Annotated in this window: 20 protein-coding genes and 1 pseudogene; 8 read left to right on the forward strand and 13 right to left on the reverse strand. The window is 54.7% G+C overall.

Features of this window, described 5'->3' with window-relative positions:
- Positions 1-12: 12 nt before the first annotated feature.
- Both ttcA and C3451_RS24560 read right to left on the reverse strand, forming a co-directional pair.
- Positions 13-948: a tRNA 2-thiocytidine(32) synthetase TtcA gene (gene ttcA, locus C3451_RS15410; protein WP_001186974.1), complete on the reverse strand. Its 936-nt coding sequence runs from the start codon at positions 946-948 to the stop codon at positions 13-15.
- Between the two features lie 48 nt (positions 949-996).
- A pseudogene (locus tag C3451_RS24560) lies at positions 997-1182 on the reverse strand (tyrosine-type recombinase/integrase); the annotation flags it as partial.
- Between the two features lie 417 nt (positions 1183-1599).
- On the opposite strand from C3451_RS24560, the gene C3451_RS15420 reads away from it, so the two are divergent.
- On the forward strand, positions 1600-1797 hold the full coding sequence (locus C3451_RS15420; RefSeq protein WP_022648260.1) for a hypothetical protein: 198 nt from the start codon (positions 1600-1602) through the stop codon (positions 1795-1797).
- Between the two features lie 3 nt (positions 1798-1800).
- Positions 1801-2223 (forward strand): GFA family protein, encoded by a 423-nt coding sequence (locus C3451_RS15425; protein ID WP_023300213.1) that lies wholly within the window; start codon positions 1801-1803, stop codon positions 2221-2223.
- A gap of 33 nt (positions 2224-2256) precedes the next feature.
- On the opposite strand, the gene ompC is transcribed toward C3451_RS15425, so the two are convergent.
- Together ompC and nifJ are read right to left on the reverse strand one after the other, a co-directional pair.
- On the reverse strand, positions 2257-3384 hold the full coding sequence (gene ompC, locus C3451_RS15430; RefSeq protein WP_063139072.1) for a porin OmpC: 1128 nt from the start codon (positions 3382-3384) through the stop codon (positions 2257-2259).
- A gap of 387 nt (positions 3385-3771) precedes the next feature.
- Positions 3772-7296, reverse strand: coding sequence for a pyruvate:ferredoxin (flavodoxin) oxidoreductase (gene nifJ / locus C3451_RS15435; RefSeq protein ID WP_045622566.1), 3525 nt, complete (start codon positions 7294-7296; stop codon positions 3772-3774).
- 270 nt (positions 7297-7566) lie between these two features.
- Between nifJ and C3451_RS15440 the strand changes: the two genes are divergently transcribed.
- Positions 7567-7833, forward strand: coding sequence for a DUF333 domain-containing protein (locus C3451_RS15440; RefSeq protein WP_003856935.1), 267 nt, complete (start codon positions 7567-7569; stop codon positions 7831-7833).
- A gap of 1 nt (position 7834) precedes the next feature.
- On the opposite strand, the gene hslJ is transcribed toward C3451_RS15440, so the two are convergent.
- The 4 genes from hslJ to C3451_RS15460 form a co-directional block, all read right to left on the reverse strand.
- Positions 7835-8272, reverse strand: a complete 438-nt coding sequence (hslJ, locus tag C3451_RS15445; RefSeq protein ID WP_022648255.1) for a heat shock protein HslJ — start codon at positions 8270-8272, stop codon at positions 7835-7837.
- A gap of 124 nt (positions 8273-8396) precedes the next feature.
- Entirely contained in the window at positions 8397-8525 is a 129-nt protein-coding gene (locus C3451_RS15450; protein ID WP_017693358.1) for a DUF2474 domain-containing protein, read from the reverse strand.
- Positions 8525-9535, reverse strand: a complete 1011-nt coding sequence (cydB, locus tag C3451_RS15455; RefSeq protein ID WP_022648254.1) for a cytochrome d ubiquinol oxidase subunit II — start codon at positions 9533-9535, stop codon at positions 8525-8527. Before cydB ends, C3451_RS15450 begins: the two co-directional genes overlap by 1 nt.
- A gap of 5 nt (positions 9536-9540) precedes the next feature.
- Entirely contained in the window at positions 9541-10935 is a 1395-nt protein-coding gene (locus C3451_RS15460; protein WP_022648253.1) for a cytochrome ubiquinol oxidase subunit I, read from the reverse strand.
- Positions 10936-11328: 393 nt separating this feature from the next.
- Between C3451_RS15460 and C3451_RS15465 the strand changes: the two genes are divergently transcribed.
- The 3 genes from C3451_RS15465 to patD all read left to right on the forward strand — a co-directional run bounded on the left by C3451_RS15465 (position 11329) and on the right by patD (position 14588).
- Positions 11329-11517 carry a hypothetical protein gene (locus C3451_RS15465; protein WP_017693360.1) on the forward strand — a complete coding sequence of 63 codons (189 nt, stop codon included), beginning with the start codon at positions 11329-11331 and terminating at the stop codon, positions 11515-11517.
- Positions 11518-11599: 82 nt separating this feature from the next.
- Positions 11600-13024 carry a PLP-dependent aminotransferase family protein gene (locus tag C3451_RS15470; RefSeq protein WP_045622562.1) on the forward strand — a complete coding sequence of 475 codons (1425 nt, stop codon included), beginning with the start codon at positions 11600-11602 and terminating at the stop codon, positions 13022-13024.
- A 139-nt stretch (positions 13025-13163) separates the two neighbouring features.
- Positions 13164-14588 (forward strand): aminobutyraldehyde dehydrogenase, encoded by a 1425-nt coding sequence (gene patD / locus C3451_RS15475; RefSeq protein WP_063153489.1) that lies wholly within the window; start codon positions 13164-13166, stop codon positions 14586-14588.
- Between the two features lie 35 nt (positions 14589-14623).
- Here patD and C3451_RS15480 read toward each other — a convergent pair whose 3' ends face one another.
- From C3451_RS15480 to C3451_RS15490, 3 genes are read right to left on the reverse strand one after another with little or no spacing between them, the layout of a single operon-like run.
- Positions 14624-14806 (reverse strand): DUF1869 domain-containing protein, encoded by a 183-nt coding sequence (locus C3451_RS15480; protein WP_003856955.1) that lies wholly within the window; start codon positions 14804-14806, stop codon positions 14624-14626.
- A 3-nt stretch (positions 14807-14809) separates the two neighbouring features.
- Complete coding sequence (locus C3451_RS15485; protein ID WP_022648250.1) at positions 14810-15163, reverse strand: DUF1971 domain-containing protein; 354 nt, start codon at positions 15161-15163, stop codon at positions 14810-14812.
- A 27-nt stretch (positions 15164-15190) separates the two neighbouring features.
- The gene (locus C3451_RS15490) at positions 15191-15517 is read right to left on the reverse strand and encodes a DUF1971 domain-containing protein (RefSeq protein WP_022648249.1); all 327 of its coding nucleotides are present in this window, start codon (positions 15515-15517) and stop codon (positions 15191-15193) included.
- Between the two features lie 243 nt (positions 15518-15760).
- Here C3451_RS15490 and C3451_RS15495 point away from each other — a divergent pair, with 243 nt between their 5' ends.
- Both C3451_RS15495 and C3451_RS15500 read left to right on the forward strand, forming a co-directional pair.
- Entirely contained in the window at positions 15761-15934 is a 174-nt protein-coding gene (locus tag C3451_RS15495) for a GhoT/OrtT family toxin (RefSeq protein WP_003856960.1), read from the forward strand.
- Positions 15935-16020: 86 nt separating this feature from the next.
- Positions 16021-16779, forward strand: a complete 759-nt coding sequence (locus C3451_RS15500) for an alpha/beta hydrolase (protein WP_039270671.1) — start codon at positions 16021-16023, stop codon at positions 16777-16779.
- Between the two features lie 33 nt (positions 16780-16812).
- Here the strand turns inward: C3451_RS15500 and C3451_RS15505 are convergent, their stop codons facing one another.
- Together C3451_RS15505 and C3451_RS15510 are read right to left on the reverse strand one after the other, a co-directional pair.
- Positions 16813-18987 (reverse strand): virulence factor SrfC family protein, encoded by a 2175-nt coding sequence (locus C3451_RS15505; protein ID WP_045622555.1) that lies wholly within the window; start codon positions 18985-18987, stop codon positions 16813-16815.
- Positions 18984-21965 carry a virulence factor SrfB gene (locus tag C3451_RS15510; protein ID WP_045622553.1) on the reverse strand — a complete coding sequence of 994 codons (2982 nt, stop codon included), beginning with the start codon at positions 21963-21965 and terminating at the stop codon, positions 18984-18986. The genes C3451_RS15505 and C3451_RS15510 overlap by 4 nt, the downstream gene beginning before the upstream one ends.
- Position 21966: the final 1 nt, after the last annotated feature.

Below are 21966 nucleotides of genomic sequence, written 5' to 3' on the forward strand. Positions count from 1 at the left end.
GACGCAGTCAGGTTATTTCACTTCCACCACGTTCAGGCGCAGTTCATCGAATTGCGCATCCTCTTCCTCTGGCTGCCAGCCAGCAGGCTGCATCGGGATCTCTTCGCGGTCAAACGCCAGATCCCCGCCATTCACCACCTCTGAACCGTGGTTAATCCCTTTGAAATCGAACAGTTCAACATCGGCGAGGTGCGAAGGCACCACGTTCTGCATGGCGCTGAACATGGTTTCGATGCGGCCCGGATAGCGTTTATCCCAGTCACGCAGCATGTCGCCAATGACCTGACGTTGCAGGTTCGGCTGTGAACCGCACAGATTGCACGGAATGATGGGGAAGGCTTTGGCCTGAGAGAAACGCTCAATGTCTTTCTCGCGGCAGTAGGCGAGTGGGCGGATCACGATGTGTTTGCCGTCGTCACTCATCAGCTTCGGTGGCATTCCCTTCATTTTGCCGCCGTAGAACATATTCAGAAACAGCGTTTGCAGAATGTCGTCCCGGTGATGACCCAGCGCAATCTTGGTGGCGCCCAGTTCGGTTGCGGTGCGGTACAGAATGCCGCGACGCAAACGTGAGCAAAGCGAGCAGGTCGTTTTGCCCTCTGGGATCTTCTCTTTTACAATGCCGTAGGTATTCTCTTCTACGATTTTGTACTCAACGCCCAGGTTCTCAAGGTACTCCGGCAGGATATGCTCCGGGAATCCTGGCTGTTTCTGATCGAGGTTAACCGCGACCAGGGAAAAGTTCACCGGTGCGCTTTGCTGTAGATTGCGCAGGATCTCCAGCATGGTGTAGCTGTCTTTACCGCCCGACAGGCAGACCATGATGCGATCGCCTTCTTCAATCATGTTGAAGTCTGCAATGGCTTCGCCCACGTTACGGCGCAGTCGCTTTTGCAGTTTATTCAGGTTGTACTGTTCTTTCTTGTTAATCTCTTGATTTTGTTGCATCTATTCGTTACTCAGATCTCAAATGGGGCACAGGGTGAGAAAACGATTTCAAAGCGTCAGCTTCGTGTTCATCTCTTCTATCCATGTAGCATAGATTTCATACACCATCTGCGCATTTACGTGCCCCATCTGGTTAGCGATAAAAGACGGGTTTGCGGCTACCGGTAAAAACCAGCATGCGAAAGTGTGTCGTGTATGGTACGGATTGCAGCGCCGAATGCCAGCACGATTTACAAATGAGCCCCTCAAAGAAGTTTGGTTAAGACTAACGGGTTGTCTACACTTACAGCTTACGCAGTAAAAACGGAGGTGAAAATGACTGACCGACCCGTTAATGGTGACCATCCTGATTATAATCCCAGCCCGGATAACCCGGGAAAGGATGGAAGAAAGCCGAAAGATGATCCTGGCTCAGCGCCTGAATCAGGCGATAAAGATCCAGAGTAATGACCAGCCGCCTTTACGAAGGCGGTTTTAACACCCATTACGGCCTCGCTATGCGCAACGCTATTCACGATATTCCGATACCCGCTCAGAACCCCCTGTTTTGCCGGACGAGAAGGTGAGATAAAGCACCGACCTCTTCCCCGCGTTCCAGCACGTTTTACAGTTCTCCTGCTACGCTTTTGAGGGGAACAAGGGAGCGCTTCTATGAAAAATAAAGACGAACAGACAGGATTAGTTGGGCTGGCGATTGGTGCCGCCGTTATCGGGCTGGTTTCAGCGCAGAAGATCATCAACCGTGAAAGTATTGTCGATGAGCTGGTGAGGCTCGGCAGGCAGAAGGGGGATGGTGTCGAAGATGAGGTCTTTTTAAAAGCGGCTGAGTTAGTGAGAAAAGGGGTATAAGCGATGGCTGAAATTCGTCATGCACAGTGTCATTGTGGGGCGGTGAAATTTACTGTTGAGCTGACGGACGGCCTGAATACCGCACGGCGATGTAGCTGCTCGTTTTGCAGGATGCGCGGGGCAGTAGTGGTTTCCGCGCCGTTGACGGGTATTAAGGTGACGCAGGGCGCGGACACGCTCACAGAGTACCGTTTCAACACCGGCACGGCGCGCCATTTCTTCTGCTCGGTTTGCGGTATTTACACGTTCCATCAACGACGTTCCAATCCCAATGAATATGGTGTGAATGTCGCCTGTCTGGAAAATGTTACGCCATTCGACTTCCCGGAAGTGGCGGTAATGGATGGGATAAATCACCCTATGGATGGCGACAGCGGGGTAATTGGCTATCTCTCTTTTCGCAAAGAACAGGCGAAACAGAGATAAAATTAGCCCGCAGATCGCTGCGGGCTAACGGGATTAGAACTGGTAAACCAGACCTAACGCTACGATGTCATCCGTACCGATGCCATTGTTTTTGTAGAATGAATCATCTTCATCCAGCAGGTTGATTTTATAATCAACATAGGTGGACATGTTTTTGTTGAAATAGTAGGTAGCACCGACGTCAGCGTATTTCACCAGGTCTTTATCGTCCTGTCCATTGCCCAGATCTTTACCTTTGGACTGTAAATAGGAAACAGCCGGACGAAGGCCGAAGTCAAACTGATATTGTGCGGTCACTTCAAAGTTCTGGGTTTTATTTGCAACCGCATCTGCATTGTCGCCGTACGGCGTCATATTGCGGGTTTCGGAATACATTGCAGCCAGGTAAATGTTGTTGGCATCGTATTTGAGGCCTGCGGTCCATGCATCCGCAGTATCACCGCCCCCAGTAGTGTAATTTACCTGATCGTTAGTACGGTCAGATGAAGCATATGCCGCGCCTGCGCTGAAGCCCATGCCGAAATCGTAGGTTGCGGAGATACCGTAACCGTCACCATTTTCATGACGTGTATCACGACCGTTGTTGGTCCCTTCATTGGTAGAGCAGAAATTCTCATCGCAGTTATTACCTTCATTATTACCCTGATACTGCACCGCGAAGTTCAGACCCTGCACCAGACCAAAGAAGTCGGTGTTACGGTAGGTCGCCACGCCGTTTGCACGACCGGTCATAAAGTTATCGGCATAAGTATAAGAGTCGCCACCAAATTCTGGCAGCATATCGGTCCAGCCTTCTACGTCGTACAGGACGCCATAGTTACGGCCGTAATCGAAGGATCCGTAGTCGCCTACCTTCACACCCGCGAAGGCCAGACGCGTCCAGGACTGATTGTCAGAGCCTTCGGTGTTGTTTGCCTGAATGTTGTATTCCCACTGCGCGTAACCGGTCATCATGTCGTTGATTTGGGTTTCACCTTTGAAACCCAGGCGCATATAGGTTTGGTCGCCATCTTTTGACGCATCGTCAGAGAAATAATGCAGACCATCTACTTTGCCATACAGATCCAGTTTATTGCCGTCTTTATTATAAATTTCAGCTGCGTGAGCGGCTCCAGCCATTAACAAAGCGGGGATCATCAGTGCCAGTACTTTTCTTTGCATTTTGATTATTCCTTTGCAGTTATTTTTTTATTGCTTAGTGAACTTTCCGGGATGGAAAGCTGTCCCATGCTAAATCACACAGAGGGTTGATGAATAAAATATAATTGTTACGGGTTGAGTAAAATCTAAAGCAAATGATGCGTTTGAAATAACAATTGATGCCGTGAATTAATCGTTATAATCGATACAAAATAAAAATTATTAATTAAGTGGTAAAGAAGGTATTCTCCATGGCGTTATATGCCTTTAAGATTTTTTCATCCATAATTCACGTGAATATTGTTCAGAACGTTGAGGCAATTTTCACCGAACATTTGGATTAGCCCGGTGCACGTGCATCGGGCTTTTTTATGGCAAAAAAATGCCCGGGCAAGCCGGGCATAACGGTTATTCGCTGGTTGATTTTTCCGCTTTCCCCGCCAGCTGTGCAAGGAAGTCATAACGCTTCTGAAGATCCGCTGCCGCGTCCCTCCATAGCTGCTCTGCTACTTCTGGTTGTTGAGCGTTCAACCTGCGGAAACGCTGCTCCTGAACTAAGGTTTCGGCAAGGGCGTCTGAAGGCGGACGGGAATCCAGCGCCAGCGGTAATTTTCCTTCATCGGCACGGCGCGGGTCAAAGCGGTACAGCGGCCAGAAGCCGGTTGCGGTAAGCTGACGCATCTGGTCGTGGCTAAGCGCCAGATCGTAGCCATGCTCCTCACACGGGCTGTAGGCGATGATCAGCGACGGGCCAGGATACGCTTCCGCTTCCTGAATGGCTTTCACCGTCTGGTTAAGCTGCGCGCCCAGCGAAATCTGCGCGACGTAGACGTGTCCATACATCATCATGCTGACGCCCAAATCTTTACGCGCCTTACGTTTGCCATGCTCACCAAATTTCGTGACCGCACCCAGTGGCGTTGCTTTCGAGGCCTGTCCGCCGGTGTTGGAATAACACTGAGTATCAAGCACCAGAATGTTAACGTTTTCGGTGAGGCTCAGGACGTGATCAAGACCACCGAAACCAATATCGTAGGCCCATCCGTCGCCACCGATCAGCCAGATAGATTTTTCAACCAGCGCGTCAGCATCGGTCAGCAGTTGTTCAGCCCCTTCAACACCCTGAAGCGCGTGGCGCAGTTCAGCAACCTGTGCGCGACGAACGTCAGGCGTGGCCTCCGCATGCAGGGCGTCATTCAGCTCTGCCGGGATTTTATCGGCAAACTGTTCCAGCAGACGCATTACGCGGGCGCGGTGCTGATCGACCGTCAGGCGGAATCCCAGACCAAATTCTGCGTTATCCTCAAATAGCGAGTTTGCCCAAGCCGGGCCGCGGCCATACGCGTCGGTGGTATAAGGCGTGGACGGCAAGTTCCCCCCATAGATTGACGAGCAGCCTGTCGCGTTGGCAATCAGCATCCGGTCGCCGTAAAGCTGGGTAAGCAGTTTGATGTACGGCGTTTCACCGCATCCGGAACACGCCCCGGAGTACTCGAAGAGGGGGGTGATGAGCTGCGAGGTACGAATGTCAATGCGTTCCAGCTTGTTGCGATCGATTTCGGGCAGGTCGAGGAAGAAGTCATAATTCACTTTCTCTTCTTCAACATGTTCCAGACGCGACATCATATTAATGGCTTTGATTGAGGGATCCTGACGATCTTTCGCCGGGCACACCTCGACGCACAGGTTACAGCCGGTACAGTCCTCTGGTGCCACCTGAAGAACATATTTCTGGCCACGCATATCACGGGATTTTACATCCAGCGAGTGCAGACTTTCCGGTGCGTCCGCCATCGCTTCTGGCGACACCACTTTGGCGCGAATGGCCGAGTGCGGGCAGGCCGCCACGCAGTGGTTGCACTGGGTGCACAGCTCTTCTTTCCAGATAGGGATCGCTTCGGCAATGTTGCGTTTTTCCCAGCGGGTCGTGCCCATCGGCCAGGTGCCATCAGGCGGAAGCGCAGAGACGGGAAGAGTGTCGCCCAACCCGGCAAGCATCGCCGCCGTAACGGTTTTGACGAAATCCGGGGCAGCGTCAGACACCACTGGCGGCCGGTTCGGGCTGCTGGTATTGACCGGCTGCAACGGCACCTCGAACAGCGACTCGCGGGCCAGCGCCAGCGCCTGCCAGTTGCGCTCAACCAGCTCCTGACCTTTGCTGCTGTAGCTTTTGGCTATCGCCCCCTGGAGCTCCATCAGCGCGCTGTCGCCCGGCAGAATAACGGTCAGGTGGAAGAACGCCATCTGCATAACCGTATTGATACGCGCGGCCAGGCCGCACTCGCGGGCGATCTTCGCGGCGTTAATGACATACAGGCGCGCCTGTTTCTGGTTTAGCACCGCCTGGACTTCCTGGGGCAGTCGTGCCCAGACCTCATCGGCGCTATACGGGGTGTTGATCAGGAAAATACCGCCGGGCTTCAGGCGCTCGGCCATCTGGTATTTATCGATAAACTGGAGCTGATGACAGCCAACAAAATCCGCCTGAGAAATCAGGTATGCCGAGCGGATTGGATGTTCGCTGACGCGCAGGTGCGAGACGGTCAACCCGCCCGCTTTTTTGGAATCGTAGACGAAATACCCTTGCGCATACCACGGCGTGGAGTTACCGATAATTTTGATGTTGTTCTTGGTCGCCGAGACGCTGCCGTCGCTGCCCAGACCGTAGAACAGCGCTTCCAGTTTCGCATTCGAGGGCAGGGTGTTTTCCGGCAAAGGGAGAGAAAGGTTAGTCACGTCATCATAAATGCCGACCGTAAAGCGCGGCTTCGGTTTTGCCTCGCGCAGTTCAGCAAATACGGCCAGGACGCACTCCGGCCCGAACTCTTTGGAAGACAAACCATAACGCCCGCCAATGACGCGCGGCAGCGTTTCGCGCTCACCGTGATTAAATGCCTCAGCCAGAGCGGTCATTACATCAAGGTAAAGGGGTTCAGCCTGCGCGCCAGGCTCTTTGGTGCGGTCAAGTACCGCCACGGCACGCGCGCTTTCCGGCAGGGCTGCGAGCAGATGTTTCGCAGAGAATGGACGGTAGAGGCGAACTTTTAGCACGCCAACTTTTTCACCACGCGTAAGAAGCTCATCGACCACCTCTTCGCAGGTGCCGATGGCGGAGCCCATCAGGACGATTACGCGCTCGGCCTGCGGATGACCGTAATATTCAAATGGCTTATATGCGCGACCCGTCGCAGCGGCAAAATCGTCCATCGCCTGTTCAACGTGCTCATACACCGCGTTGTACCACGGGTTTGTCGCCTCGCGGGACTGGAAATAGGTATCCGGGTTCGCAGAGGTACCCCGGATCACCGGATGTTCCGGATTGAGGGCCCGAGCGCGATGGGCATCAATGTCAGCCTGCGGCAGCAGGTTAAGAATAGTGTCATCCGGCAGCGGAACGATTTTATTGATCTCGTGAGAGGTGCGAAAACCATCGAAGAAATGAATAAATGGCACTCGACTTTTCAGCGTGGCGATATGCGAAATCAGCGCGAAGTCCTGTGCTTCCTGCACGCTGCTGGCGCAGAGCATAGCGCAGCCGGTCTGACGCACGGCCATCACGTCTGAGTGGTCGCCAAAAATAGAGAGCGCGTGTGTGGCTACAGTACGTGCGGCGACGTGCAGGACAAACGGCGTTAATTGTCCTGCCAGCTTGTAAAGTGTGGGGATCATCAACAGCAGCCCCTGAGACGAGGTGAACGAGGTCGACAGGGCACCGGTCTGCAACGCACCATGCACGGTGGCAATGGCGCCGGCTTCGGACTGCATCTCAACAACCCGCGGGACATCGCCCCAGACGTTTTTTACCCCATTACCAGCCCAGGCGTCAGCCTGTTCAGCCATCGTGGAGCTTGGGGTGATGGGGTAGATGGCGATAACTTCGCTGGTGCGAAACGCAACAGACGCGACTGCACCATTGCCGTCAATAGTTTGCATAGGACAACACCCTTACATTGCGCAAAAAGAGGGGTCTGTAAAACGACGACAGACCCTGAATATTATCTGTGTATTTTAGCAAAGCTCAGGTTTTACGATTTTCGCTTTTGTGTCCTTGGTATGCGCTGTATCAATGACTCGAAGGCTATTCGCGTTAAAAAATTGCGAGAAATTGTTACCAAGGCGCATAAATACGCACATCCGCTCTCGACGATGCGGCGCGTGATGCCTATTATGCATAGGTTTCGCGTTAATTATGGGGAGGAAGGTATGCGTTCAGCATTTTGGGTCGGATGTGCCGCGTTACTGTTGTCGGCATGCAGCAATGAACCTGTACAGCAGGCGACAGCGGCACACGTTACGCCAGGTATGCGAGCGGCTATGTCCAGTTCAGGCCAGGCCAACTGCGCAATGATCGGAGGGTCACTCTCCGTTGCCCGTCAGCTCGACGGCTCCGCTATCGGCATGTGCGCGTTGCCAAACGGCAAACGCTGTAGTGAGCAGTCGCTTGCCGTAGGATCGTGCGGGAGTTACTGAGTTATTCAACTCGCTTAAACATTAAAGACTTATTGGCTGTCGCCAGCGTTAACTGGTCTTCGGTCAGGTCTACCTGAGCGCCTGTGCGTAGCATATCGGCGAGGGTCTGATCCAGTTCATTAAGCTGCGGCTCGGTGCAGAGTTTCCGCGTCATTGCCAGCGTTTTGACCGTCAACTCTCCTTCGGACAATTTTCCCTGGCCGTTGAAGCCGTTGCACATTGTGCCGGAGACGGCAATGTTGTTAATCAGGCTGATACTGGGCTGCGCGCTGAACCGAATTTCAGGCTGCGTTTTCAGGCCCTTAACCGCTTTTCCATCAACGTTTTCCAGCACGAAACGGTGATTCTCTAACTGATTGGTCTGAACGGAGGCTTTACCGGGATTAACGCATCCCGCCAATGCGAGGCTGATTAAACTTACTGCCGCGAGCTTTTTCATTTTTCTTCTCAAACTATCAATGCTGTAAATATTTTTTCAGTGTAACCATACCCTCCAGGGTGTTAATGGGGTTTATCTGAAAGTGCGAGATAAGGACCGGGCGGCAACGCACCCGGTGAATGAATTAGTGCGATTTAAATCCGGCTGCGGCCATCAGCATTTTAAAGAGCATACTTACGCAGGCCAGTGCCAGGACGCTGCCGCCCCAGATGATGGCAAGCCACATCAAACGTTTCCATACAGGTTGTTGCATCAGTGATAACCCTCCCCATGCTGTACTTTTCCGCGAAAAACGTAATAACTCCAGAAGGTGTAGACCAGAATCACAGGAATGATCAACAGTGCGCCCACCAGCATGAAGCCCTGGCTTTGGGCTGGCGCAGCGGCCTGCCAGAGGGTAATGTCCGGCGGGATGATATGCGGCCAGATGCTGATCCCAAGCCCGCTAAAGCCAAGAAAAACCAGCCCTAACGTCATGATAAACGGCAGTGTATGGCTCGCAGGATCGTTCAGGCAGCGCCACTGGCACAGACTCAGGATCGCAACCAGCGCAGGAACGGGCAGCAGATAAAACAGATTTGGCAGCGTAAACCAGCGCGCAGCAATGGCTGCTTGGGCGAGAGGGGTCCATATACTGATTACCGCAATGAATACCAGAAGCAGGAGCAGAAGCACTTTCGATACCTGACGCATCCGCTGTTGCAGGGCATTTTCACTTTTCATTACCAGCCACGTTGATCCTAACAGCGCGTAAGCCACCACAAGACCCGCACCGCAGAAAAGATTGAACGCGGTAAACCAGTCAAACGGACCACCGCTGTAAGCGCGACCGGTGACGCTGAACCCGTGGATGACCGCGCCGACGGTGATGCCCTGGCTGAAGGCCGCCACAATTGACCCGCCAATAAAGGCCTTATCCCAGAACGGACGGTGCGCCGGAGTCGCTTTGAAGCGAAATTCGAAGGCGACGCCACGAAATATAAGCCCGATCAGCATTATTGTCAGTGGAAGGGTTAGCGCGTCGATGATCACCGCATAGGCGAGAGGAAAGGCGCCAAACAGGGCCGCACCGCCAAGCACCAGCCAGGTTTCGTTGCCGTCCCAGACGGGAGCCACGCTGTTGACCATTACGTCGCGATCGTCCGCATTCGGCGTTACCGGAAACAGTATGCCTATCCCCAGATCAAAACCGTCCATCACGATATACATCAACGTGGCGAAAACGATAATCACGAACCAGATAATGGAAAGATCGATACCCATTACGGTTACTCCTTAAATTCAGTGGTGACGGCAGAAAGCGGACGAGCAGGGCGGCCATCGGATTCAGTCGCGAAGGATTCATAAGGCTGCGGCCCTTTTTTAATCAGACGCACCATATAGCTGTAACCCACGCCGAACACCGCGGTATAAACCACGAAGAAGGCCAGCAAGCTGATGCTCATGTGCAGATCGCCATGTGCGGAAACCGCATCCTTCGTACGCTGTAGCCCATAGACGACCCAGGGCTGGCGGCCGACCTCCGTTGTTACCCATCCGGCGAGGATCGCGATCAGCCCGGACGGCCCCATCAGCAGGGCAAACCACAGGAAGGAACGTGAGGTGTAGAGGCGCTGTTTGTAACGCAGCCAGACCGCCACCATGCCCAGGAAGAGCATCAACATCCCTAAACCGGCCATGATGCGGAAAGACCAAAAGACAATGGTGGCGTTCGGGCGATCGTCTTTTGGGAACTCCTTCAATGCCGGAACCTGTTTATCGAAACTGTGGGTCAGGATAAGGCTGCCGAGAGCGGGAATTTCAAGGCTAAAACGGGTCCGTTCCTGCTCCATATCCGGCCAGCCAAACAGCAGCAACGGAGTAGGCTCACCCGGGGGATTCTCCCAGTGGCCTTCAATGGCGGCTATTTTCGCGGGCTGGTGTTTTAAGGTATTAAGCCCGTGCATATCACCCACCAGTGCCTGAACAGGGGCTACGATCAACGTCATCCACAACGCCATGGAGAACATGGTGCGAATGGCAGGGGTGTTGTTTCCGCGCAGCAAATGCCAGGCCGCGGAGGCTCCGACAAACAGTGCACTGCTGAGAAATGCCGCTATCGACATGTGCAGCAGGCGGTAAGGGAAGGAGGGGTTAAACACCACGGCAAACCAGTCCACCGGAACGACCTGACCGTTGATGATTTCATACCCTTGCGGTGTCTGCATCCAGCTGTTTGACGAGAGGATCCAGAACGTAGACATGAGGGTCCCCAGTGCCACCATGCAGGTCGAAAAGAAGTGCAGCCCCGGCCCGACCTTATTCCAGCCAAACAACATTACCCCGAGGAACCCCGCCTCAAGGAAGAACGCGGTGAGCACTTCATAGGTCAGCAGAGGGCCGGTAATGCTGCCCGCAAACTGCGAAAACCCGCTCCAGTTGGTGCCAAACTGATAAGCCATCACCAGGCCGGAGACCACGCCCATCCCAAAGTTGACGGCGAAGATCTTCGACCAGAAATGGTACAGCGAACGCCAGACGGGGTTTTTTGTTTTCAGCCACAGCCCTTCCAGCACGGCGAGATAGCTCGCCAGGCCAATGGTTATCGCCGGAAAAATAATATGAAAGGATACGGTAAAGGCGAACTGTATTCGCGCAAGATGAAACGCATCTGGACCAAACATGCACTGCCTCAATGTTAAACGGTGTGCTGTTATGATAAAGAGGGGGAAAATGAGATATCAGAAGCAGAAATTGAAAATTTATCTATAACAGTTGTGGGAAAAGGTGAACTTTATCTGGCTGATATAGCTAACAAGGAAGAATAAAAAATTTCTTTTTATGATTTTTACGCATTAAACAGCTTGCTTTGTCGCCAGCAACATGCGTTAATGGATTTCTGGTTTTGAATCCAAATAAATATCTGACGTAGTTTTATAAAGCAGTTCTCATCACGTTGTGCCTCTCCGCAGCCTCTCTTGGGTCTTTATCTACATTCCGATTAGTTTTGTATCGAACCAACTTTTGCCTGATCGGCTCATGAGTAATTTACGTTTTTACGTTTACAGGAGAATCCTATGACTTCTTATATCCATTTCCGCTGCCCATGCTGTCATGGCTCGCAGTACCGCACCTCAGCTTTTGATGTGTCTGACAAAAATCCGTTCGGCGCAAAATGCATTTTCTGCAAATCGTCGATGATCACGCTCGACCACCTGGCCGCAGCGCGTTCTGCTCAGAATCACATTACTGAGTACCGCAAGTAATCTACCGCGTTTCCCATAACAGTTAGCAAATTCTTCTCTTTTTCTCCTGCTGATATACACTGTCAGCAATAAGGAGAATCTGATGAAAAAATACCAGCGTCTGGCGCAACAAATTATCTCGCAGATTGAGCTTGGCGTATGGTTGCCGGGCGATAAGCTGCCTTCTCTGCGAGAGCAGGTGGCAAGCAGCGGCATGAGTTTCATGACCGTGGGCCACGCGTATCAGATGCTGGAAAGTCAGGGGCGCATTGTTGCCAGACCGCAGTCAGGCTATTACGTTGCCGCCCGTCCGACCACACACCAGCCAGCACCGCCCGCGCAGGTGATGCGCGATGAAGTAGTTGACATCAACACCTATATCTTCGACGTGCTACAGGCCAGCCGCGACCCCTCCGTTGTCCCTTTTGCCTCGGCATTTCCCGATCCGCGCCTATTCCCGCTTCAGCAACTCAACCGCTCGCTGGCTAATGTCAGTAAAACGGCCACGGCCATGAGCGTGATTGAAAACCTGCCGCCGGGTAACGTCGACTTACGTCATGCCATTGCCCGTCGCTACGCTCAGCAGGGGATGAATATCTCCCCGGACGAAATTGTGATCACCGCGGGCGCGCTCGAAGCACTCAACCTTAGTTTGCAGGCTGTCACTGAACCAGGTGACTGGGTTATCGTTGAAAACCCCTGTTTTTATGGCGCACTCCAGGCACTTGAACGTCTGAAACTGAAAGCGCTGTCGGTTGCTACTGACGTACGTGAGGGCATCGATCTCAGTGCCCTTGAGCAGGCGTTAAATGATTATCCGGTGAAAGCCTGCTGGCTGATGACCAACAGTCAGAACCCGCTCGGTTTCACGCTGAGTGCAGAGAAGAAAGCTCAGCTGGTGGCCTTATTAACCCGGCATAACGTCACGCTGATTGAAGACGATGTTTACAGCGAACTCTACTTTGGCCGCGAAAAGCCGCTTCCGGCAAAGGCCTGGGATAAGCTGGATATGACGTTGCACTGCTCCTCATTCTCCAAGTGTCTGGTGGCCGGTTTCCGTATTGGCTGGGTGGCGGCGGGAAAACATGCGCGCCGTATTCAGCAGTTACAGCTGATGAGTACGTTATCCACCAGCTCCCCCATGCAGCTGGCGCTGGTGGATTACCTGGCGACCAAACGTTACGACGCCCACCTTCGTCGCCTGCGGCGCACGCTTGCTGAACGCAAACAGCAAGCCTGGCAATCGCTTTTGCGCCATATGCCTGCTGGCGTCAAGATCCATCATAACGACAGCGGCTACTTTTTATGGCTGGAACTGCCTGAACAGCTGGATGCGGGGCAGTTGAGTGAAAAGGCATTAACTCATCAAATCAGCATTGCGCCCGGCAAAATGTTTTCCACCTCCAATATCTGGACACCGTTTTTCCGTTTCAATACCTCATGGGGATGGGGCGAGCGGGAGGAGCAGGCGGTCGTCCAGCTGGCGGCGTTAATTCGCGAAATGATGCTGCCCCCAGTCACACCTTGATGAAAATTCCTGAAGCGACATGATGCGCGGTCTACCTTTAGTAAGGGAGTGCGGATTGGTGACGTGACGTTGTCACGCTTCGACCCGCCAGAACGTGTGCTGACAGCGAAAACTATGTCGATTTCAACAGGACGATGCTATGCAAAATCAACTGCTGATTAATGGTGAACTGGTGACCGGCGAGGGTGAGAAGCAGGCGGTTTACAATCCTGCCACGGGTGAAGTATTGCTGGAGATTGCTGAAGCGTCGGCAGCACAGGTGGACGCTGCCGTCCAGGCTGCCGATCGGGCGTTCACTGAGTGGGGGCAAACGACGCCCAAAACGCGCGCCGAAAGTTTGTTGAAACTGGCTGATGTGATAGAAGCCAACGCTGACGCGTTCGCACAACTGGAGTCGCTAAATTGCGGGAAACCGCTGCACTGTGTCCAGGGAGATGAGATCCCGGCCGTGGTCGATGTGTTTCGCTTCTTTGCCGGGGCCGCCCGCTGCCTGAATGGGCTGGCTGCCGGAGAATACCTCGAAGGACATACCTCAATGATCCGCCGCGACCCGGTTGGCGTTGTCGCCTCTATCGCGCCCTGGAACTATCCTCTGATGATGGCGGCGTGGAAGCTGGCGCCCGCGCTGGCGGCGGGAAACTGTGTCGTCATCAAGCCGTCTGAAATCACCCCGTTGACGGCGCTGAAGCTGGCGGAACTGGCGAAAGATATCTTCCCGCCAGGCGTGCTCAACGTGCTGTTTGGTCGCGGCAAAACCGTAGGAGATCCGCTGACCGGGCACGAAAAAGTCCGTATGGTTTCTCTCACCGGCTCTATTGCTACCGGAGAACATATTATCGGGCATACCGCATCTTCAGTTAAACGTACCCATATGGAATTGGGTGGAAAAGCCCCGGTCATTGTCTTTGACGATGCAGATTTGGATGCCGTGGTTGAAGGCGTGCGTACGTTTGGTTTCTACAATGCTGGTCAGGATTGTACCGCAGCCTGTCGTATCTATGCCCAGAAGGGGATTTACTCCGCGCTGGTCGAAAAGCTGGGCGCAGCTGTTGCCAGCCTGAAAATGGGCGCGCCGGACGATGCGTCAACCGAGCTGGGACCGCTCAGCTCCGCCGCGCATCTTTCCCGCGTTTGCGCTGCCGTGGATGAAGCCAAAGCCCTTGGACATATCCGCGTCGTCACCGGTGGCAGTAAAAGAGAGGGGGCAGGATATTACTTCCAGCCAACGCTGCTGGCCGGGGCGAAGCAGGAAGATGCGATCGTCCAGCGAGAAGTGTTTGGCCCGGTGGTCAGCGTGACGGAATTTGAGGATGAAGCGCAGGTGCTGAGCTGGGCTAACGATTCGCAATACGGCCTGGCCTCGTCCGTCTGGACAAAAGACGTCGGACGCGCCCATCGACTCAGCGCACGGTTGCAGTATGGCTGCACCTGGGTCAATACCCATTTTATGCTGGTGAGCGAAATGCCGCACGGCGGAATGAAATTATCCGGTTACGGCAAAGATATGTCGGTCTACGGACTTGAGGATTACACGGTAGTCCGACATGTGATGATCAAACACTAAACCCTCATGCCCGGCGCAGTGCCGGGCGATTCAGCTTACCAGCCACATACCTCGTGTTCATTTTCCGTATCGTAGGCGCGAACGGTATTCACCAGATCCTTCACGACATCTGCCGCGACGTCCGGGATCAGCAGCTCCATTGGCGCTTCTGTTTCATAATCCACCGACACGCCGTTGCTGTTGTTGGTGACGGTCACGGTATAGGTAGCCTTACCCATTATTTACTCCTTATGCGTGTTGACCACTTTACCGATACCCGCACCGCTGAGCGTGACGGCAGGATCCGCGAAAAAGTCGATATTAAAATACGTGTCGTCGGTCAGTAGCTCAATGCGGTGCCATTTTTGCGGTGGCGAGATGCCAAAAGAACCGGCCTCAATGATCACTTCCAGATCGGGTTCGGTGGCATCGCCATCGGCAAAGCCAAAGTAACGCACCGCACCCTGCATGACGGACAACCGACCGTACACGCCGGCTTTGGTGTTGTGATGGGTAAAAAGCGCTTTTGGGGCGCTCTCTTTATTCCAGAACGGCGTCGAGCGGGTATGAACAAAGTTTTCAGGAATACGTAACATAATAGTTTCCTTCATGTTGTCGGACGCTTAAAGGGACTTAAGCACCTCAGGTTCAACAAAGAATTCAATATTGAACAAGGTATCGTCGGTCATCACCTCAATGTGGTGCCATCTCTCTGGCGGGAAAACGCCAAAACGACCCGCTTCAATGACGAGCTCGCTGTCAGGCTCAGGTGTAAATTCATCAGCATAGCCCAGATAACGCACCGCGCCGCGCATCACCGACAGGCGAGGGTAAACGCCCGGCTGCGTGCCCGTATCAAGGTGACGTTTAAAAATGCCGGCGGGGGCCGTTTCTTTGTTCCAGAAAGGCGTGGAACGGGTGTGAATGCAACTCTGCGGAATGCGTAGCATGTTTCCTCCCTTAAAAGCCTGCTTTTATTAGACTGCTTTCTGCAGGGATGGATTTACCAAAAAGTGCATTTTATATGCATCTTATCAATAATAACCGTTTTGCTTTACCCGGCGTTGTTACACAAGGTACTCAGTTGTTATTATCATTAATAATTAAGTGGTTATTGTGTAACGAAAAAACTTGATCTGTGTCAACATATGACGCATATTGCGTGCGGTTATTTTTCGGCTCAGGTAAACAGAATGACGTTGTATCAAAAGATGTTGGTTTTCTACGCAATCATGGCCTCCATCTGCGCATTAATTACCTGGTTCCTGTCTAAAGATCGTAAACGTATTCGCCTGTTGAGCGCATTCCTGGTGGGATCTACCTGGCCGATGAGCTTTCCTGTTGCCCTGTTAATCTCTCTTTTCTGAAGCACGCTTCAAGAATCGGCATCCAGACATAGCACTTCATACATTGAGGCTGTATAAATATACAGTCCGTCATACATGGAGTGCTTATGAACAGTTTCTATTCACAGCAAGCAGGCTGCACGGTGCGCTGGCAGGATCTTCCCGGTTTCGGTGACCCGGTTGTGTTTATCCACGGGTTGGGCTGTGCATCGTCGTATGAATATCCTCGTATTGTCTGTGATACCCGTTTTGGGGGGCGCAGAGCCATTCTGATCGATCTCCCCGGTAGCGGTTACAGTGACAAACCTGACAACTACCGTTATCGCACGAGCGAACAGGCGCAGGTGGTGGTTGAACTGTTAAACCATCTCGCCCTGGATAGTCTCTGGCTGTATGGTCATAGCATGGGGGGGAGTATCGCGATCGAAACGGCAGCACTGTTAACGTCGCGCGTTAAGGGCCTGATAGTATCTGAACCCAATTTTCATGCGGGTGGCGGGATGTTCAGCCGAGCAATTGCGGCCCAAACGGAACAACATTTTCTGGAACAGGGCTATGATGACATGCTGCGGGCGGAAACGTCGCCGTGGGCTGGAAGCCTTCAAAGCAATGCCCCCTGGGCCGTCTGGCGCGGCGCAACAAGCCTGGTCGAGGGCGTTAAACCTGACTGGGCACACCTGTTCTTGTCATTGAGCTGCCCGGTAATGTTAGTTTTTGGTGAGCGATCCCTGCCTGATGACGATTTTAATCGCCTGCAACAAAACGGCGTTGCTGTAAAAATTATCCCTGATGCGGGCCATTCAATGTCCTGGGAAAACCCGTCAGCGTTGGCTCAGGCTTTGTCTGGCTTCATAAACGGCTCATGAATGGGTAGCCCGCATTGCTGCGGGCTGCAATGATTAAGACAGCAGGGCAGACAAGGCTTTCCGCGCAGCAGGCTGAACGTCATACGGGCACTGATAATCCACGTTTTCAATCGCGCGGGTGTAGAGCGCAACCAGCCAGTCATAAACATAGGCTGTCGCCGCATGGACAGGCTGCTCGCCAAGTCGGGTAAGACGGGGTGAAGCATTGCTCACAACTGGCGTCACAAAAATTGGCTGACCTTTGCGGATCCGGCTTGCAGGCCGTTCAGAAACGGGCGTCAGTTCATAGCCAAGCCAACTAATGAAATTGCCTGTCGCGGCATGCAGCTGCGCAGCACTGCTTTTATCTGTTTCTGCAATGCGTTGCAGTTGCAGCGGCAGATCCAGCCGGTAGCTGGTAACGATTAACACATCCGCAATCTGCTGTAATACCTCTGGGTCCAGGCCCAGACGGGCGGCGGCCGCGTCGTTGCGACTCCACTGACGAAGATGGTTAACCCACACGTTATGGGCCAGTCGCGCCTTGTCTTTGGTCTGCAACGTGCCTGGATATTCCGGCGTCTCTTCCGCAAACAGATCGATAACGTCGTTAAACAGGCCGTTGACCTGTTCCTCACGGGGCTGGTGAACCGTCAGCAGCGTCTCAAACGCGTTTAACGGCGGCAGAAGCCCCTCAAGCAGTTCACCATGACGAGCGGCGCTGCCTTGCAGCGTTCGGACCATTTTTTCGGCCTCTGCCCGCCCTGCGCCTGGCTCCTGAGTGAGTGGGGCGACGTATGCGCGCATCAGCGTGGTCAGAGACTGTTGCAACAGCCTTTTCAGCGCGTGGAGACGCTTCTGGCGCTGTGCTGGAAGGGTAGCCTGCGACAGCCATTCAATTACCCGCTGCATGCTGTGGGTATCGAGCGCCTGGAGCGTACCCCAGCGCAGACCCGGCTGGCCCAGCAACTGTTGCACCGCTTCGTCCAGATTCTGCTTTGTGGTAAACCGCGCATCGTGAGGGGTAATGGCCCAGACCAGGCCCGGCAACGCGGACTCTTCCACCGGCTGCGTCTCTTTGACCCAGTTTTGCAGGAGCCTGGCCGTTTTTGCCGTCTGCTGGTGGTGGGCCGTCGCATTGCAGATAACCAGGACATCCGGCTGTATGTGCTGACGATAATGCTCCAGCAACCACAGGCATTTTGCCTGCGTCATCAGCGGCGTGTTTTCCTCAGAAATGGCCGGAATATCAATAATATCTACGTTATCCAGAACGCAGTTTTCAACGGGCAGCACCACTTCGCGGGTCAGGCAGGCCAGCACATCGACGGACAGGCTAATGGCATTAAGCAACTCGCCGTTATTTACCGGATGAAGCAATGTTTCCTGCGCTTCCGGCACGGTAAAGGCCCCGTGAGTAAGGAAACCTTCACACGGCAGACCAAAACTGTCCACCAGCAGACTCAACGGCGCCGCAAGCGCGCTGGCATGGCTGGTTTGATGCAGCACCTGGGCGAGTTTAAGCCACTGCTGGGTTAACTCCTGCTGCTCACCCCACAGCAGAGACCAGACGCTGGCGCGGGTGCTGAGATCAAGCGACGGAACCAGCAGGGCAAACTGGTGCCACAGGGCATCATCAATATGCTGCTTAGCGCCGGGTACTACGGTTTGCCAGAACCGGGCAACGGTCGCGACTTCCTGCGCCGTTATTCCCGGCACGCTGTGCGGCTGACGCAGCGTACGCCACTTCTCAAGCCGGGCTTCAATCACCGATTTATCCACCGCACGGATCTGCGGATCCAACGTGGTGCGGGCGATAAACAGCTGTACCAGCTCGGCCTCCGTTACCAGGCTCAGGCGCAGGGGAAACGCGTCGTCTGCGACCTCGCTGGTCGCTCTGGTGAAACGCACGGCCATATTGGTCGGCGCATGCCCGGGGTTAATATGCGAGAAGTAATCAAACGTGCGTTGACCCGGCGTTACGTTCAGCCGTTCGTCCCCGCTGCCGCACAGGGCAGCCAGCAGGTGCGCTTTCGCGGCCTGCGAGTGGCCATATAGGCCGATACTGCCCTGGCTGACAAGGGCGCGATCGAGCGCCTCTTCACGCGCGCTTACTGCGTTAAGGCGGGCAAGCAGGGCGTCGGCTTCGTTATCCAGCATCGGGGCGTGCTGTCGCGTCTCGTTGATCCACCCGATTAAGGCCTGAGTGGTGGCAGTCGTCGCAGTCATTTGAGGTATACGCTCCCGCTGTCGATCCAGTAGTGGCTGCCGCTGTGTCGGCGATCGGCCAGAGTATTCAGTTTAAAGGTCAGGGCATCCGGCGGCACTGGCGTGCCGTCCTGTAGCCAGGCATCACTCAGCTCGAAAGATTCCGGCCCCTCCTGCTTATTGCCGCCACGCAGCTTCAGGCGCACGTTCAGTACGCCGTCGCCCGCAATGGCTTTCGCCAGCTCGGCAGAGTTGATGCTCAGGGTATAGAGCGGCGTCGCGGGCCAGCGGGCATTGGCCAGTTGCCGGAAGCCCAGCGTAACGTTGCCGCGCAGCGGGAAGTGCAGACGGGCGTCCAGTTTCGCGCCGGGCTTATCGAGGTCGATATCGTGATACCAGACGTTCTCGTCCCGCAGGGTATTGATGGTGTTATCCAGCACGCCCAGATAGCGCACCGTAGAGTACGCGCCAATATCTGCTGCTTTAAAGTTAAAGCGCGGCAGACGAAGATCCAGCGCCAGACTACAGAGCATCGCTCCCACGGCGGCTGTGGATTTCGGGTTGCCGATTCGTCCCTGCTGGCTGAACGGATACCATTCATGAACCTGGTATTTATCCAGCCAGACGATGCGGTTGACGGGCACCGGTTGCAGGTGGCGAATCAAGGCCTGAACGCCGGGCAGACAGCCTGGCCGTCCCGTGATCAGCAGAATATCGCAGCTGTAGTGAGAGATCGCCTCACATACCGCATGCAGCGGGGCGGCAAGCGTGAACTGACCCGCCAGCATCGCGTCCTGCATCTCGCGGAAACTGACGTGCAGCGGGACGCTGAACAGATCAAAGTGTTCTGAGCCGGCAGGCAACGCATGGTCGATCGCCTGCCGGAGATAGTTCATCACGTTGCGGGTCGGTTTTTGCGCAAGCAGATCGCCAAAGGTGGCATGCAGCCCGGCCAGCGGATCGTCAACATCGCTCGATTCCCACGCCGCCAGGATCGCGTGGCCGATCGGCATAAAGAGCTGAAGTGCCGTCTGCTGGCGCAGGACCGCCTGGGTATCGATCCGCCCGGAGTCGCCGAACAGGGATGCCATCAGCTGGGAAGCATCGGCAATGCCGGATTTCTGAAGCTGGGTTTGCAGCGCGGGCAGAACGTAGCGCTGGATCACGTCCAGCAGTGTGTCGTCGCCAGCGACCTTGAACCCTTCGCGGAACAGCAGTTGCGGGGTGATTTTGACGTTATTACCGGTACCATCGTCTAGCTGATAGTGCGTGATGGCCATATCCGTCGTGCCGCCGCCGATATCAATCGAGGCCACGCGCAGAGCGCGCCCCGGCTGGACGCCAGGCTCAGGCGCGCGATCCGGACGGGCAAGGGAGGCGAAAAAGGCCTCGGTCTGGCCACCGAAGTGGGAAATGGCTTCGTTATACAGCCACACCAGCTGGCCGCAGCTGGCCTCGTCCCACTCCATCTGGATCTCAGGGACCGGCACCACGCTTTTTTCCTGCTGCTTGCGGCTGGCAAAATCTTCATCCTGCGGATGCCAGCCCATCGCTTTCCAGACGATGGCGATGGCTTCGAACATGCGGCGGCGGAAAATCTCGCGCTCCTGTTTCGGCATCGCCGAAGGCAGGGTGAGGATCAGCGTTCGCAGCTGGCGGGGAGAGGCCGGGAAGCCGAGCCGCAAGCGGGTGGCCACGCTGTTAATCTGGCCAAGCGCCTGAGCCAGCAGCTCGCAGAGCATGTGCGTCATCAGGGTGCTGCGGCTGTACTGCGGAGAGAACACCGGCAGACGCTCATCCTGCGGCAGCGTAAAGAGTGGTTCCCCGTCGTCGTTCATCAGGTTCATCAGCGGAAACGCGGTTGCCAGCGGTTCGCGCTGAGTTTTGCTGTTCATCTGGCTAAAGCGCCAGTCCTGCACCACCGGCGTCTCGTCCCACAGATAGCGACGCGGGCTGGAGATACCGCTGTTGCCTTCCGTGCCCAGACGCTGCATCGCCAGCTTACGCGCTTCATCACCCACGCGGACAATGGATGGCCAGACGAACGCATCCTCCCGGCCGCTTTCCACCGAGAAGTGCTGCTTGCCAAAACGCGCTTCGGAAAATTCAAGACGGCTGGTAAACAGCGGCTCATTCAGAAACTGCGGCTCACTCAGGGAACGCACCTGGAGTTCAGCCGTCTGGCGCAGGCCGTCGTTGGCATCACCATGATCTTCAATAATCACGCCGCAGGTGTGGGTGTTGCCTACGTCAAGGATCAGATCGACAGGAATGGCAGGGGTGCTCAGGGTATGGGTGACAAACTTCACTTCCGGCACGGTGAGTTGTTCACCGAGCATGGAGAGCAGGTTGAGCCAGTGCGCCTGATATTCAAAGCTGCGCATGGCCTGATGCAGCTCGCGCTCGGCGCGTTTTTCAACACCGTCAGCATATTGTGTGAAGGCTTCACGCAGCCAGCCGTCAATCCAGGTCTGGTCGAGGAAACTCTCAACCTCACTGTCGCGCCAGGCGAGGGCGAAACGCGTGCCGTTAAGAATGTCGTTTTCAACCGGCGACAGGGCAGACGTCGCATGCTCCGCAATCTGGCTGTCGAGCGCGACGGTGACCCGGTGCGTATTGCCAGCCGCGTCGGGCGTGGACAGCTTCCGTACCTGGACGCGCGCCCAGTTATCCGGGCCATCAACAAACGTCCGCGGCGGGTTAAAGCGCAGGAAAGGGAGCGGCAGCCAGACACCGTCCAGCACGGTCAGGGAGTCATGCAGTGGAATGGTGCTTTCAGGCTTGACCACTTCCGGCTTCCCGCCATCGGTGGCAGGCAGCGTGTACCGGCCGTTGACCAGGTCAAAATCCAGGCGCAGCAGCGGGCCATTTGCCGTTTTACGCACGAAACGCCCGTTGCTGGCGGTGTCCTGCGGAGTCAGGCCAAAATCGAGAAACTGTACGCCGCTGTTAGCAATCAACGTCACGCTCTGTTTATAGTCGCAAAGATTAACCAGCATA

This window comes from Enterobacter sp. 301B, from assembly GCF_003850715.1.
Classification (GTDB): domain Bacteria; phylum Pseudomonadota; class Gammaproteobacteria; order Enterobacterales; family Enterobacteriaceae; genus Enterobacter; species Enterobacter intestinihominis.

Excerpts from the sequence above, each read along its gene's own strand:
- C3451_RS15510 (WP_045622553.1), bottom strand. The coding sequence starts at position 21,965 with ATGCTGGTTAATCTTTGCGACTATAAACAGAGCGTGACGTTGATTGCT.
- cydB (WP_022648254.1), bottom strand. The coding sequence starts at position 9,535 with ATGGGTATCGATCTTTCCATTATCTGGTTCGTGATTATCGTTTTCGCC.
- C3451_RS15450 (WP_017693358.1), bottom strand. The coding sequence starts at position 8,525 with ATGCAACAACCTGTATGGAAACGTTTGATGTGGCTTGCCATCATCTGG.
- C3451_RS15465 (WP_017693360.1), top strand. The coding sequence starts at position 11,329 with ATGACTTCTTATATCCATTTCCGCTGCCCATGCTGTCATGGCTCGCAG.
- C3451_RS15485 (WP_022648250.1), bottom strand. The coding sequence starts at position 15,163 with ATGTTACGTATTCCTGAAAACTTTGTTCATACCCGCTCGACGCCGTTC.
- C3451_RS15500 (WP_039270671.1), top strand. The coding sequence starts at position 16,021 with ATGAACAGTTTCTATTCACAGCAAGCAGGCTGCACGGTGCGCTGGCAG.
- C3451_RS15480 (WP_003856955.1), bottom strand. The coding sequence starts at position 14,806 with ATGGGTAAGGCTACCTATACCGTGACCGTCACCAACAACAGCAACGGC.
- C3451_RS15470 (WP_045622562.1), top strand. The coding sequence starts at position 11,600 with ATGAAAAAATACCAGCGTCTGGCGCAACAAATTATCTCGCAGATTGAG.
- nifJ (WP_045622566.1), bottom strand. The coding sequence starts at position 7,296 with ATGCAAACTATTGACGGCAATGGTGCAGTCGCGTCTGTTGCGTTTCGC.
- C3451_RS15440 (WP_003856935.1), top strand. The coding sequence starts at position 7,567 with ATGCGTTCAGCATTTTGGGTCGGATGTGCCGCGTTACTGTTGTCGGCA.
- C3451_RS15490 (WP_022648249.1), bottom strand. The coding sequence starts at position 15,517 with ATGCTACGCATTCCGCAGAGTTGCATTCACACCCGTTCCACGCCTTTC.
- ttcA (WP_001186974.1), bottom strand. The coding sequence starts at position 948 with ATGCAACAAAATCAAGAGATTAACAAGAAAGAACAGTACAACCTGAAT.
- C3451_RS15495 (WP_003856960.1), top strand. The coding sequence starts at position 15,761 with ATGACGTTGTATCAAAAGATGTTGGTTTTCTACGCAATCATGGCCTCC.
- C3451_RS15460 (WP_022648253.1), bottom strand. The coding sequence starts at position 10,935 with ATGTTTGGTCCAGATGCGTTTCATCTTGCGCGAATACAGTTCGCCTTT.
- patD (WP_063153489.1), top strand. The coding sequence starts at position 13,164 with ATGCAAAATCAACTGCTGATTAATGGTGAACTGGTGACCGGCGAGGGT.
- C3451_RS15425 (WP_023300213.1), top strand. The coding sequence starts at position 1,801 with ATGGCTGAAATTCGTCATGCACAGTGTCATTGTGGGGCGGTGAAATTT.
- C3451_RS15420 (WP_022648260.1), top strand. The coding sequence starts at position 1,600 with ATGAAAAATAAAGACGAACAGACAGGATTAGTTGGGCTGGCGATTGGT.
- hslJ (WP_022648255.1), bottom strand. The coding sequence starts at position 8,272 with ATGAAAAAGCTCGCGGCAGTAAGTTTAATCAGCCTCGCATTGGCGGGA.
- C3451_RS15505 (WP_045622555.1), bottom strand. The coding sequence starts at position 18,987 with ATGACTGCGACGACTGCCACCACTCAGGCCTTAATCGGGTGGATCAAC.
- ompC (WP_063139072.1), bottom strand. The coding sequence starts at position 3,384 with ATGCAAAGAAAAGTACTGGCACTGATGATCCCCGCTTTGTTAATGGCT.